The following is a 12,378-nucleotide window of genomic DNA, read 5'->3' as shown; positions in this document are numbered from 1 at the left end:
GAAGTATAAGAAGTGTGTGCTCCCCAGATTTTGGGGCGACTCAGCAAGTTCTACTAAATCTACGCGCTGATCAAGCCGTCCTTGAGATGGATAGTTCGGTCAGAGTAGGCGCCATTCTCGGGGTTATGAGTAACCATCACCACCGTCTGCCCTGCTTCATTCAGTTGCCTGAACAGCGCCATCACTTCCTCGCTGGTCTTGGAATCGAGGTTGCCGGTCGGTTCGTCGGCCAGCAGGATGTGCGGGTTGTTCACGATGGCGCGTGCGATGGCGACTCGTTCCTGCTCGCCGCCGGAAAGCTGGTTGGGGAGACGGTCCGTCTTCGCACCCAGGCCGACCCGTTCCAGCGCCTGTCGTGCCGCATCTTTCTTGGCAGCCGTACTCATCTTCACGATCGCCAGCGGCAGCATGACGTTTTCCAGGGCGGTCAGGTACTGGATCAGGTGGAAGGACTGGAAAACAAAGCCGAGGTTCTGGGCGCGGAAGTCAGCCAACTCCTCGCTCTTCAACTGGTACAGCTTGACCCCGGCCATCTCGACCTCGCCGCTGGTAGGATGGTTCATCCCGCCCAGCACCGACAGCAGTGTACTCTTGCCCGAGCCGGACTGCCCCATGATGGTAATGAACTCGCCCGCCTCGATGGTTATGTCCACGCCGCGCAGCGCCTCGACCAGGTCCGAGCCGGTCTGGTACTGCTTCTTCACGTTCTTCATTTCTATGATAGCCATGTCGTCCTCTCTTAAAGCGCCCGCAGGGCTTCGGTCGGGTCCATCTTGCTGGCGTGCAGCGCCGGGTAGAGACTGGCCAGGATGCCAAGGAGCAGCGCCAGCGCGATAGAGCCAAAGGCGATCGTGGTGTCCCAGACCAGGTGCGCGTTCTTGGTTTCCGCCATGAACGGGAGTGCCAGTTTGGCGCCCCCCATACCCGCCGCGTAACCGAGGATGCCAGCCAGGAGGCTCACCAGCGCGGCCTCCAGCAGGATGATGCGCATGATATGGCTCTTCCTGAAACCGATGGCGCGGAACACGCCGATCTCGGTGGTGCGCTCGTTCACGCTCCCCATCATGGTCACGAAGACGATGAGCGAACCGATGAAGACGACCACGCTGGCCATGGCGTAGGAGAAGCGCTTGAACTGGTCCAGCGCCTTCAGGCGCCCGGCCACCACCTGCTGGATGGCGGAGACCTTGCTGTCCGGCAGCAGTTCGGCAATCTGGTTCACCATGTCGCTAATCGGGCAGCCGGAGCAGAGGGCAGCCACCTCGGCCATGGTAATCTTCCCTTCCTTGCCCAGGATCTTCTGTGCTTTCGGGAGCGTGACGAAGACCAGGGAATCATCCTGCGAGCCGGTCTGGTTCAAAACGCCGGCCACCTTGAACTGCTCCCCCTTGATCTCGATGTTGTCGCCCGAGGTCGCGTTGAGGGTATTGGAGGCGTCGCTCCCCAACAGCACCTCGTTGTCCCCCTTGGGTTCGCTGCCGAAAATCTGCCACCACTGTTTCATCTTGAGCTCGGCCGGGAAGTCCACCCCGACCAGCAACACGTCGTGGGTGCCGACCTTGACGCCGCCAAGGACTTTGGGGGAGATCGCCGAGATGTTCCTGTTGTTCTTGATTTTGCGGACCTTGTCGAGGTCTTCCTGCTTGATCTCGCGCTGATCGAAGGTGACGCCGCCCAGGTTGATGCCGCCGTAGTTCATGGACAGGCCGTTACTCTGCGGGGTGATCAGGATGTTGGCGCCGAACTCGTCCATCTTGCGTTCGATGTCGTTGGACATGGAACGGGTCAGGGTGACCAGGGTCACGATGGTAGCGATGCCGACCATGAGGCCGATGGTCAGGAAGGCCATCTTGGCCTTGCGGCGCTTCAGGTTGTTGATCGAGATGGTGTGCAGTTTCATCGTGTCTCCGTGCTGCGGGTTTGAAAGATGCCGCGGGACCGAGGAGGCGGAACCCCGCGGCATCTTCTTCAACGACTACCGGCTAGCTCTTTATCAAGTGTCATGCCAAAGTGGCGGCAAATGCCTAAGTGCCTGGAACAGCGCGACAGGTGCCTGCCCGAGGACAGGACACGACAACGGCCGCGGAAGAATATTCAACGTGGTGCGCAGAATATTCCACACACGGCCGCTGCCCGACTACTTCCCAACCTCGTTGCTGCGGACCAGCTTCATGCCGCAGATCGAGCAATCGGCGGTCGGGTCATCGCTGGTGATCCAGGGGTGCATCGGGCAGGCGTAGACTTCCCCCTTGGTGGCAGGCTTGATCGTAGCCTTTTTGCCGAAAAAGAACCAGAGGTTGAACGATATCAGGGCGACGCCGCCCAGGGTAACGAATATCTGCGAGGTATCCATGATTACCCCCTCTCTACAGTAAACCCGCGCAGGCGCAGGGCATTGGTGACCACGCTGACCGATGAGAGCGCCATAGTCAGTGAAGCGATGATCGGGCTCAACAGCCAGCCGGTGAACGGGTACAGGATGCCGGCGGCGATGGGAATGCCGAGGATGTTATAGATGAAGGCGAAGAACAGGTTCTGCTTGATGTTGGCGATGGTGGCACGGGACAGCGCGATGCTGGAGATAACGCCGTTCAGGTCGCCGCGCACCAGGGTGATGTCAGCCGCCTCGATGGCCACGTCGGTGCCGCTCCCCATGGCGATCCCCACGTCAGCCTGCGCCAGCGCCGGGGCGTCGTTGATGCCGTCGCCGACCATGGCGACTATCTTGCCCTGCGCCTGGAGCTTCTTGATCTCCTCGCCCTTGCCGTCCGGCAGCACTTCGGCAACCACGCGATCCACACCGACCTGGCGGGCGATGGAGTCGGCGGTGCGGCGATTGTCGCCGGTCAGCATGATCACCTCGAGCCCCAGCTCGTGAAGTCGCTTCACCGCAGCGGCGGAACTTTCCTTGATCGGGTCGGCAATGGCGATGACACCGGCGAACTTGCCATCGATGGCAACCAGCACAGGGGTTTTTCCCTCATCTGCCAGCCCATGCGCTTTGGCAGGATTGACCGCGATCCCGTGGTTGGTCAGCAGCAGTTCGGTCCCGACAAGGACCTTCTTGCCGTCCACCTCAGCCTCGATGCCATGACCTGGGATGGCATTGAACCCGGTCACCGGCAGCCGGTCGATACCCTCCTCCTCTGCGGAACGCACGATTGCCTCACCCAGCGGATGTTCACTGCCTGCCTCAGCAGAGGCAGAAAGTTGCAATAAGGTGCGGCGATCAACTACGAAAGTATCGACGTCCGTCACCGAAGGGACGCCGCGGGTGATGGTGCCGGTCTTGTCCAGGACGATGGTAGTGAGTTTATGTGCGGTCTCCAGTGCCTCGCCCCCCTTGATCAGGATGCCGCTTTGGGCGCCGCGCCCGGTGCCGACCATGATGGCGGTCGGGGTGGCAAGACCAAGGGCGCAGGGGCAGGCGATGATCAGCACCGAGACGAAGGTGAGCACCGCCATGTTGAGACGGGTCTCGGGCGGCGTGACATCAAACCAGATCACGAAGGTGGCAATGGCGAGACTGATCACCACGGGGACGAAGTAACTGGCGATCAGGTCGGCCAGGCGCTGGATGGGTGCTTTGCTTCCCTGGGCCTGCTGCACCAGGCGCACAATCTGCTGCAGCACCGTGTCCTTCCCGATCCGGGTGGCGCGCATCCGGAACGAGCCGGTCTTGTTCAGGGTGGCGCCGATGACGGTATCGCCGGCTTTCTTGTGCACCGGCAGCGGTTCGCCGGTCAGCATGCTTTCGTCGACCGCTGAGCCCCCCTCGATAACCTCGCCGTCCACCGGCACCTTTTCACCGGGACGCACGACGATTACGTCGCCAAGCACCACCTCGGCAATCGGGATGTCCTCTTCCCTGTCCTCGCGAACGACGCGGGCCAGCTTGGGCTGCAGACCGATGAGGGCGTGGATGGCGCCGCTGGTCTTGCTGCGCGCCCGGGCTTCCAGGAGGCGCCCCATCAGGATCAGGGTAACGATGATGGCGGCCACCTCGTAGTAGACGCCGACCGGCGAGGCCATGGCGTGGCCGTGCCCGGCAACGCCTCCCTCGCTGGCGCCGGCCATCAGCCATTGCGGCGCGATGGTGGCAACCAAGCTGAAGAGGTAGGCGGACAAGGTGCCCAGAGCAACCAGCGTGTTCATATCGGCGACGCGGTGCTTGGCTGCGGCCCAGGCACCGGTGAAGAACTCACGCCCGGCCCAGAACAGGACCGGGGTTGTTAGAGCCAGCTCCACCCAGGCCCGGCCCGGGAAATTGAGGGCATCTTCCAAGGCGGGGACCAGGTGCCCGGCCATGGCTAGAACGGCCACCGGAAGAGTCAGCGCCAGCGCAACGAAGAACTTCTTCTTGTTCTTTTGATACTGCGCCTCGTGCACCTGGGTCTGCGCCTCCAGCATACCGGCCTCGTCCGTCTCCCCTCCGCCGCCGGACTCCAGGACGTCATAGCCCATGTCGCGCACCACCTGCTTGAGGGTATCCGGGCTGGTTCCATCAGGATCGTACTTGATGGTGGCGCGCGTGGTGGCGAAGTTAACCGCCGCGGTCACGACGCCGGGCGTCGCATTCAAGGTCTTCTCGATCCGCCCGGCGCACCCGGCGCAGTTCATCCCCAGAAGCGGCAGTTCGCACTGCTCCACCTGCTCAGGTGCAGGCGCCTGAGATGATGCCGGCGGCTCTACAGGGGCAGACGCCTCGGCCGGTGCGGGCGCGGCGGCTTGCGCAAGATAGGTGTCGGGAGTGGCAAGAAATTTCTCCAGGCAGCCCGCGGAGCAGAATTTGTAAGTGGTCCCTTTATGCGTCGCGGACAGGGGCGCTGCTGCGCCGACTTCCATCCCGCAGACCGGGTCGCGAAACGATACTTTCTCAGCCATCACTTTTTCCTCCGTAAAGCACTACTTCAGGAAACGGGACAAGGCGGTCTTCACCTCGTCCAACAACTGCTGCTGGCTCATCGGCTTGGCCTGGTCGTGCTGCTTGTCGCCCCCCTGCCCCAGCACGCAGTTTTCCAGGTGACGGGTGAGCAGTTCGACACCCAGGGAATCGAGGGCGGAGCGGACTGCGGAGATCTGGTTCAGGATGTCGACGCAGTAGCGCTTCTCCTCCAGCATCCGCTCGATACCGGCCACCTGCCCGGCAATCCTTTTCACGCGCGTGTTCAGCTTGTTTTTCGACGAGTCGCTCATGGGTCCCTCCGTCCTTCGCAATACCCCCATGGGGTATTCAGTTAAGGCAACAATACCCCCAGGGGGTATAAATCGTCAAGAGGGAATGTGATGGATGGTGTGATTGAGTGCGAGAGGTACTGGGGACGAGACGGCGATAGGCGGCGGAAGGCTCCTCCCCCTGGAGGGGGGAGGTTGGGAGGGGAGAACGCAAACCATCCCCCTCCCTAGCCCTCCCCCTCCAGGGGAGGGGACAAAAGGCGAGGCTACTTCTTGAGGAACTGCCTCAGCACGAACGGCAGTATCCCGCCGTGATGGTAGTAGTCGAGTTCGTTGGACGTGTCGATGCGCACCAGCACGGTGAAGGATCCGCTGGAACCATCCACGCCGGTGTACTTCACATCGAGTTTCTGGCCCGGTGTCAGGTCGTTCAGCCCGGTGAGATCGAAACTCTCCGTGCCGTTGAGGCCGATGCTCTTGTAGCTATCGCCAGGGAGGAACTGCAGCGGCAGAATCCCCATACCGACCAGGTTGGAGCGGTGGATCCTCTCGAAACTTTCCGCTATCACCGCCCTGACCCCGAGGAGCTTGGTCCCCTTGGCGGCCCAGTCACGCGAGGAACCGGTGCCATATTCCTTGCCCGCGATGACCACCAGCGGCGTCCCCTCGGCGCGGTACTGCTCCGAGGCATCGAAGATGGACATCTGCTTGCCGCTGCCGTCTCCCTTGGCAAAGAACATGGTGACTCCGCCTTCCACGCCGGGAACCAGGGCGTTCCTGATGCGGGTGTTGGCGAAGGTGCCGCGCACCATCACCTCGTGGTTGCCGCGTCGCGCACCGTAAGAGTTGAAGTCCTTGGGCTCGATGCCCAGCGACATCAGGTAGCGCCCGGCAGGAGTCGTCTTGCCGATGGAGCCTGCAGGCGAGATGTGGTCCGTGGTGATGGAATCGCCCAGCAGCGCCAGGCAGCGCGCCCCGGTGATGTCGGCTACCGGCTGCGGCTCGGGCGGGAGGTCGAGGAAGAAGGGCGGCTCCTTGATGTAGGTAGAGTCATCCTGCCACTGGTACAGTTCGCCGCTGGGAACGACCAGGCTGCGCCACTCGTCGTCGCCGTGGAAGACGTCGGCGTAGTTGGTGGCAAAGGACTCGGCGTGGACGCAGCTTTGCACCAGTTCCGCCACCTCCTTGTCGTCCGGCCAGATGTCCTTCAGGTAGACCGGTTCGCCGTTGGGGTCGGTGCCGAGTGGATCGCGGGTGAGGTCAATGTTGATGTTGCCGGCCAGGGCGTAGGCAACCACCAGCGGAGGCGAAGCGAGGTAGTTGGCCCTCACGTGGGCATTGATGCGCCCCTCGAAGTTCCGGTTGCCGGAAAGGACCGCCGCTACCGCGAGATCCCCTTCCACCACCGCGCGCGAGATGTGGTCCGCCAGCGGTCCGCTGTTGCCGATGCAGGTGGTGCAGCCGTAGCCGACCAGGTGGAAGCGGAGCGCATCCAGGTACGGGGTGAGCCCCGCCGCAGCAAGGTAATCCGTCACCACCTTGGAGCCGGGGGCGAGGCTGGTCTTCACCCAGGGACGCACCTGGAGTCCGCGCCGCACCGCGTTTCTCGCCAGTACGCCGGCGCCGATCATGACCGAGGGGTTGGAGGTATTGGTGCAGCTGGTGATGGCCGCGATGACGATGGAGCCGTGGCACAGGTTGTAGCTCGTGCCGTCGGGCTGGCGCACCGGAACGCATTGGCCCAGCGAGCCAAGCGCCTTGTCCGGGTGCTCGGCCATCAGTTCCGGGGCGACGGTAACGGGCGAGCCTCCTTCACCGAGCCACCGGTTCAGGGTTTCCTTGTCCACGTGGGCCGCGTCCTGCTGCCTCAGGGTCACCAACTGCCTGCGGAACGAGCCGCGCACTTCCTTCAGGCGCACCCGGTCCATGGGACGGCTGGGGCCGGCAAGGGAGGGTTCCACGTCGGCCAGGTCCAGTTCCAGCGTATCGCTGAACACCGGCTCGGGCCGGTCGGAAGAGCGCCACAGTTCCTGCTCCTTGAAGTACGCCTCCACCAGTGGCACCACCTTGCCCCGGCCGGAGAGCTGCAGGTAGGCAGTGGTTTGCTCGTCGACGGGGAAGACGCCGATGGTGGCGCCGTATTCGGGGGCCATGTTGCCGATGGTGGCCCGGTCGGCGATGTTGAGCGAGGCGGCGCCGGGGCCGTAGAATTCGACGAATTTGCCGACCACGCCTTTCTTCCTGAGCATCTGGGTGATGGTCAGCACGAGATCCGTCGCGGTTGCACCCGGGCTCAGGGCGCCGGTCAGACGGAAGCCGACCACCTGCGGGATGAGCATGGAACAGGGCTGCCCCAGCATGGCGGCCTCCGCTTCGATGCCCCCAACGCCCCAGCCGACCACGCCCAAGCCGTTGATCATGGTGGTATGCGAATCGGTACCGACCAGCGTATCGGGGAGCACCCACTCCGCGCCGCCCTCGCCTTCACCAGTGTTCACCAGTGCCACTTGCGCCAGGTATTCCAGGTTAACCTGGTGGCAGATGCCGGTTGCGGGGGGCACCACGCTGAAATTCCGGAACGCGGACTGTCCCCAGCGCAGGAACTGGTAACGCTCGTGGTTACGCTCGAACTCCAGCACCGAGTTGGCCTTCAGTGCGAGTTGGCTGCCGTACTGGTCCACCTGAACCGAGTGGTCGATGACCAGGTCGGCGCGCTGCATCGGATTGATGTCCGAGGGGCGGCCACCGAGCCGGTTCAGGGCTGAGCGCATGGCGGCCAGGTCGGCCACGGCGGGCACGCCGGTGAAATCCTGCAGCAGGATGCGGGCCGGCATGAACTGAATCTCCTGGTCCGGCTCTGCCTGTGCGTCCCAGCGCGCGACCGCCTCTATGTCTTCCTTTTTCACCACCACGCCGTCTTCCCGGCGCAGCAGGTTTTCCAGCAGGATCTTCATCGAGTACGGCAGGCGGCTGATATCGATGCCCGAGTTGGCCGCGAAGGCCTTCAAGGAGTGATAACGGTAGGTCTTGCCGTCCACGGTGAGCGTGGTGAGGGTGTTGTAGCTGTTCAATACACTCATGTCTTCTCCTCAGACTTTTTTTACTGCCACGTTGGCCGCGACCAGGACCGGATCCCAGACCGGCGCGTACGGTGGGGAATAGCTCAGGTCCAATTCCGCGATCTCGAAAACCGTCATGTGCTTGTAGATAGCGGTGGCCAGGACGTCGACCCGCTTGGCGACCACGTCCTCGCCGATCATCTGGCTGCCGAGCAGCAGACCGCTTCCTTTCTCGCACAGGAGCACGATGCGGATGGTGCCGCCACCGGGGAACTCTCCCCTGGTCGGACCGTCAACCACTACCTTGACCACGTCCTTGCCCAGCGTCTGCAGCTGCCGCTCGCTCAGCCCCGTGGTGGCCACGGTGTAGTCGAAGAACTTGAAGACCGCGGTCTGGTCGATGCCCCAGAACTCAGTCATACGGTCGGGATTACAGATGTTGTGACCGATCACCCTGCCCTGCTTGTTGGCAGCCGGCCCCAGCGGGAAGTACGAGTTCAGCCCCAATTGCCGGACGTAGTGCTCGGCACAGTCCCCGCCGGAAAAGACCCCGTCCAGGTTGGTGCGCAGGTAACGGTCCACCTTTACCGCGCCGGCCACACCAAGTTCCCCACCTGCGGCGGCAAAGAGGGCGGTGTTGGGTCGCGCCCCCGCGGCAACCACGACCATGTCGGCCTGGAAGGTCCCGGCGGAGGTCTTCACCTGGCGCCCGGCTTTCTCCTCGATATCCACGCCGGTGAAAAGCTCAATTCCCTTTTCCAATGCCTTCGCCACCACCTGCTCGCGCACCTCTTCACAGAAGGACGGCAGGATCACCGGCGCTTTCTCGACGATCACCGGGGCGAGCTTCAGGTTGGTCAGGACGTCGGCAACCTCGAGGTTGGTATAGCCGGCCCCAATAAGGAGCACCTTGGCTGGAGGGGTGCGGTAGAGAAACTCCTTGGCGCGTCGGGTGTCTTCGAGGGTGCGGAAATAGAAGACATCGTTGTCGTCGAAACCGGGGTAATCCAGGCGGATCGCTTTATTTCCGGTGGCATAGACCAGAAAATCGTAACCTTCGCTGTAAGTCCGGCCGGTTTGAAGATCGGCAACCTCGACCTTTTTCCCGTCAGCATCAATACGGGTCACTTCCTGGCGCAGGCGATAGTCGACCCCGCGTTCGCTGCGGATGACCTCCAACGGGATGGCGTAGAGCCTTTCCACCGGCCTGTCCTTGAAGAACAGGTTGTAAGGCATGCCGCACGCGGCGTAGGAAACGTCGCCGCTCTTTTCGAGGACGACCACCTCGGCCTGCGGAGACTGCCGCTTGATCTGGCTCGCGGCCGAGAGGCCGGCGGCAATGCCGCCGATGATCACGCACTTCATGAGCGGGTCTCCCTCAACTGGCTTATTCCGGCTCGAACATGCTCTTGTCGACGCCGCAGATGGGGCAGACCCAATCCTCCGGGATGTCCTCGAAAGCGGTCCCCGGGGCAACACCGCTATCGATGTCCCCTACCTCCGGATCGTAGATGTACCCGCACACAGTACAGCGATACTTTTGCATGACGTCCTCCTTGAATTTGATGCAGCCCCTACCGCGCCTTGACTGGCTGGCCGCTGGAACCTGAGTTGAAAACATTGATAAAAAGTAGCTGGCGCCCCATTAATGTCAAGCCGCCGCGTAATCATTAGAGAGAGTGGTATATACAGGCGACGCCAACGGTGCTAAGAATAGCGCTCTGCGCGGCTTGAGCCGGTGCGGGGATCGCAACACGACTACCGGAGAGTTCATGAAAGGCGTACTGGGAAAATTCGACACTGGGCTTTTGGCCTCGGAGCAGCGCCCGATGCTGCGCTTTCTGGTGGTGCTCACCGCAGCCTCCACCATCGGCCTGCAGGGCTATACCATCCTCTTCAACAACTTCGCCGCCGAGATGGTGCACCTGAACGGAAGCCAAGTCGGCGTGACCCAGTCGGTGCGCGAGATCCCGGGGCTTTTGTCGCTGCTGGTCGTGTTCGTACTGCTGCTGGTACGGGAGCACAAGCTGGCAGCGCTTTCCATCGTCCTTCTCGGCCTCGGCACCGGCATCACCGCGTTGATCCCCTCCTACGGCTGGGTCATCTTCACCACGGTGGTCATGAGCTTCGGCTTCCATTACTACGAGAGCACCAACCAGTCACTGACGCTGCAATATTTCTCCACGGCCGTGTCGCCACTGATTTTCGGTCGTCTGCGGGCGCTCGCGGCGGTGTCAAGCGTCGTCGCCGGGATCATCGTGTACTGCCTGAGCGGCATCGCGCAGTACCGCGAGATGTACCTGACCATCGGCGGTCTCGTGCTGGCCGCAGGGATCTGGGGATTGTTCCAGAACCCGACCCACGGCGGGATCGTGCCGCAGCGCAAGAAGATGATCCTGCGGCGCCGCTACTCGCTCTTTTACCTGCTGACGCTCCTGTCTGGCGCCCGGCGCCAGATCTTCGTGGTGTTCTCCATCCTGCTCCTGGTCCAGGTGTTCCATTTCACGGTGCGGGAGATGACCATCCTCTTCATCGTCAACAACGTGGTGGCCTACATCCTCAACTCGCTGATCGGCAAGGCAATCAACCACTTCGGCGAGCGCACCATCTCATCCATCGAGTACTCCGGCGTCATCGTCATCTTCCTGGTTTACGCCTTCACCACCTCGAAAAATCTGGTCATGCTGATGTACATACTGGACAACATCCTCTACAATTTCGAGGTCGCCATCAGGACCTACTTCCAGAAGGTGGCCGATCCGGCAGATATCGCCTCCTCCATGTCAGTGGGGTTCACCATCAACCACATAGCCGCCGTGTTCCTGCCGGCCCTGGGCGGGTACTTCTGGATGATGGACTACCGGATACCGTTCATCGGCGGCACAGTGCTCGGTGTTATCTCGCTGATCGCAGCACAGTGGATGCGGGTCCCTCATAAAGCGCCGGAAGCGACACTCATAGCGGAAGCACAATAAATACCACAGCAGGTAATACGGTAAGTAGATACAGCGATACGGAGACAAGAGTGTTCAAAAGGATTGATCACATTGAGATAATCCCCACCGACTTTGATCGTTCCGTCAAGTTCTATACGGAAGTTCTTGGCTTTTCCATTAAGGAACAGATGGCGGTGGCAGCAGCACCGCTGGAGGAAATCGCCTATCTCGCACTGGGAGACACGGTGCTGGAACTGATGCGGGTGAAGGATCCCACCATAACCACGGCAGAGCCTTGGAGTACCGGTTACCGGATGATGGCGCTGGAGGTGGAAGACATGGACGCCGCCCTCGCCTACCTGGCCGGCAAGGGCATCACCCCCAGTTGGGGACCGGTCCAACTCGGCCCCTCCAAACGTGCCGAGATACGGGATTGCGACGGATTTTCTATTGAACTGAGACAGTGGTAGCCACCAAAGGAGGAGCTATATGATGATTCCTATTCCTGACAAGATGAAAGAAGTGATGGCGCATGAGGGCGTGGTGGCCATAGTGACCCAGGGCATTGAAGGCCCGCACATGGTCAACACCTGGAACAGCTACCTGCGGATCAGTCCCGACGGGAAACTGCTGGTACCGGTCGGCTACATGCACGTGACCGAGAACAACCTGGCCCAGAACCCGCGGGTACTGATTACCCTCGGCACGCGCGAAGTGGAAGGAAGTCACGGTCCCGGCACGGGGTTCTTTGTGGAGGGCACCGGAACCATCCTCGATTCCGGCCCGACCTTCGACTCCACCAAGGGTGAATTCCCCTGGGCCCGAGCGGTCCTCGAGATCAAGGTAACGACAGCCAAGCAGACGCTGTAGAGCGGCAGCCGAAGCTGCCGGGCAGTCCCCCTCGCCCACCGGGAGAGGGGCAGGGGTGAGGGCGCTGCAGTTGGCAATACGGTGCGCTGGGCACCTCCCTCACCCGCCCTTCGGGCACCCTCTCCCAGAGGGAGAGGGAAAACGAGCCAAAACAAAGTAAGAGCGCCGCAGGATTTCCTGCGGCGCTCTTCGTCCCATCGGAAGCGCTGCACGCGGCCTGACGTTCCCCGAAGCGCTGCACGCGGCCTGACGTCCCCCCTTTGACAAGGGGGGAACGTAAGTCACGTAATGCACTTCGTTGATGAACTTGCTGTAGTGGCTCTGGCATTGCGGGGCGA

11 protein-coding genes are annotated in these 12,378 nt (G+C 61.9%); 3 read left to right on the top strand and 8 right to left on the bottom strand.

The window, feature by feature from the left end; translation table 11 throughout:
• Positions 1–59: 59 nt before the first annotated feature.
• The 8 genes from JFN91_RS08420 to rd all read right to left on the bottom strand — a co-directional run bounded on the left by JFN91_RS08420 (position 60) and on the right by rd (position 9,780).
• Positions 60–728 (bottom strand): ABC transporter ATP-binding protein, encoded by a 669-nt coding sequence (locus JFN91_RS08420; protein WP_199388750.1) that lies wholly within the window; start codon positions 726–728, stop codon positions 60–62.
• Between the two features lie 11 nt (positions 729–739).
• Positions 740–1,900 (bottom strand): ABC transporter permease, encoded by a 1,161-nt coding sequence (locus tag JFN91_RS08415; protein WP_199388749.1) that lies wholly within the window; start codon positions 1,898–1,900, stop codon positions 740–742.
• A 237-nt stretch (positions 1,901–2,137) separates the two neighbouring features.
• On the bottom strand, positions 2,138–2,353 hold the full coding sequence (locus tag JFN91_RS08410; RefSeq protein ID WP_199388748.1) for a heavy metal-binding domain-containing protein: 216 nt from the start codon (positions 2,351–2,353) through the stop codon (positions 2,138–2,140).
• 2 nt (positions 2,354–2,355) lie between these two features.
• Positions 2,356–4,884, bottom strand: coding sequence for a heavy metal translocating P-type ATPase (locus tag JFN91_RS08405; RefSeq protein ID WP_199388747.1), 2,529 nt, complete (start codon positions 4,882–4,884; stop codon positions 2,356–2,358).
• Between the two features lie 21 nt (positions 4,885–4,905).
• Entirely contained in the window at positions 4,906–5,196 is a 291-nt protein-coding gene (locus JFN91_RS08400) for a metal-sensitive transcriptional regulator (RefSeq protein ID WP_199388746.1), read from the bottom strand.
• 245 nt (positions 5,197–5,441) lie between these two features.
• The gene (gene acnA / locus JFN91_RS08395; protein ID WP_199388745.1) at positions 5,442–8,255 is read right to left on the bottom strand and encodes an aconitate hydratase AcnA; all 2,814 of its coding nucleotides are present in this window, start codon (positions 8,253–8,255) and stop codon (positions 5,442–5,444) included.
• A 9-nt stretch (positions 8,256–8,264) separates the two neighbouring features.
• A complete protein-coding gene (locus JFN91_RS08390; protein ID WP_199388744.1) occupies positions 8,265–9,599 on the bottom strand; it encodes an FAD-dependent oxidoreductase in 1,335 nt (444 codons plus the stop codon).
• Positions 9,600–9,621: 22 nt separating this feature from the next.
• On the bottom strand, positions 9,622–9,780 hold the full coding sequence (gene rd / locus JFN91_RS08385; RefSeq protein ID WP_199388743.1) for a rubredoxin: 159 nt from the start codon (positions 9,778–9,780) through the stop codon (positions 9,622–9,624).
• Positions 9,781–10,006: 226 nt separating this feature from the next.
• On the opposite strand from rd, the gene JFN91_RS08380 reads away from it, so the two are divergent.
• From JFN91_RS08380 to JFN91_RS08370, 3 genes are read left to right on the top strand one after another with little or no spacing between them, the layout of a single operon-like run.
• Positions 10,007–11,209 (top strand): MFS transporter, encoded by a 1,203-nt coding sequence (locus tag JFN91_RS08380; RefSeq protein ID WP_199388742.1) that lies wholly within the window; start codon positions 10,007–10,009, stop codon positions 11,207–11,209.
• A 50-nt stretch (positions 11,210–11,259) separates the two neighbouring features.
• The gene (locus JFN91_RS08375) at positions 11,260–11,640 is read left to right on the top strand and encodes a VOC family protein (protein ID WP_199388741.1); all 381 of its coding nucleotides are present in this window, start codon (positions 11,260–11,262) and stop codon (positions 11,638–11,640) included.
• Positions 11,641–11,659: 19 nt separating this feature from the next.
• Positions 11,660–12,040 (top strand): pyridoxamine 5'-phosphate oxidase family protein, encoded by a 381-nt coding sequence (locus tag JFN91_RS08370; protein ID WP_236015034.1) that lies wholly within the window; start codon positions 11,660–11,662, stop codon positions 12,038–12,040.
• Positions 12,041–12,378 lie beyond the last annotated feature (338 nt).

This window comes from Geomonas anaerohicana, from assembly GCF_016458305.1.
GTDB classification, from domain to species: domain Bacteria; phylum Desulfobacterota; class Desulfuromonadia; order Geobacterales; family Geobacteraceae; genus Geomonas; species Geomonas anaerohicana.
This window is presented reverse-complemented; position numbering and strand designations above follow the sequence as displayed.

What these genes read in the sequence shown, in the direction of transcription:
- JFN91_RS08420 (WP_199388750.1), bottom strand. Translation starts at nt 728, where the DNA reads ATGGCTATCATAGAAATGAAGAACGTGAAGAAGCAGTACCAGACCGGC.
- JFN91_RS08415 (WP_199388749.1), bottom strand. Translation starts at nt 1,900, where the DNA reads ATGAAACTGCACACCATCTCGATCAACAACCTGAAGCGCCGCAAGGCC.
- JFN91_RS08410 (WP_199388748.1), bottom strand. Translation starts at nt 2,353, where the DNA reads ATGGATACCTCGCAGATATTCGTTACCCTGGGCGGCGTCGCCCTGATA.
- JFN91_RS08405 (WP_199388747.1), bottom strand. Translation starts at nt 4,884, where the DNA reads ATGGCTGAGAAAGTATCGTTTCGCGACCCGGTCTGCGGGATGGAAGTC.
- JFN91_RS08400 (WP_199388746.1), bottom strand. Translation starts at nt 5,196, where the DNA reads ATGAGCGACTCGTCGAAAAACAAGCTGAACACGCGCGTGAAAAGGATT.
- acnA (WP_199388745.1), bottom strand. Translation starts at nt 8,255, where the DNA reads ATGAGTGTATTGAACAGCTACAACACCCTCACCACGCTCACCGTGGAC.
- JFN91_RS08390 (WP_199388744.1), bottom strand. Translation starts at nt 9,599, where the DNA reads ATGAAGTGCGTGATCATCGGCGGCATTGCCGCCGGCCTCTCGGCCGCG.
- rd (WP_199388743.1), bottom strand. Translation starts at nt 9,780, where the DNA reads ATGCAAAAGTATCGCTGTACTGTGTGCGGGTACATCTACGATCCGGAG.
- JFN91_RS08380 (WP_199388742.1), top strand. Translation starts at nt 10,007, where the DNA reads ATGAAAGGCGTACTGGGAAAATTCGACACTGGGCTTTTGGCCTCGGAG.
- JFN91_RS08370 (WP_236015034.1), top strand. Translation starts at nt 11,660, where the DNA reads ATGATGATTCCTATTCCTGACAAGATGAAAGAAGTGATGGCGCATGAG.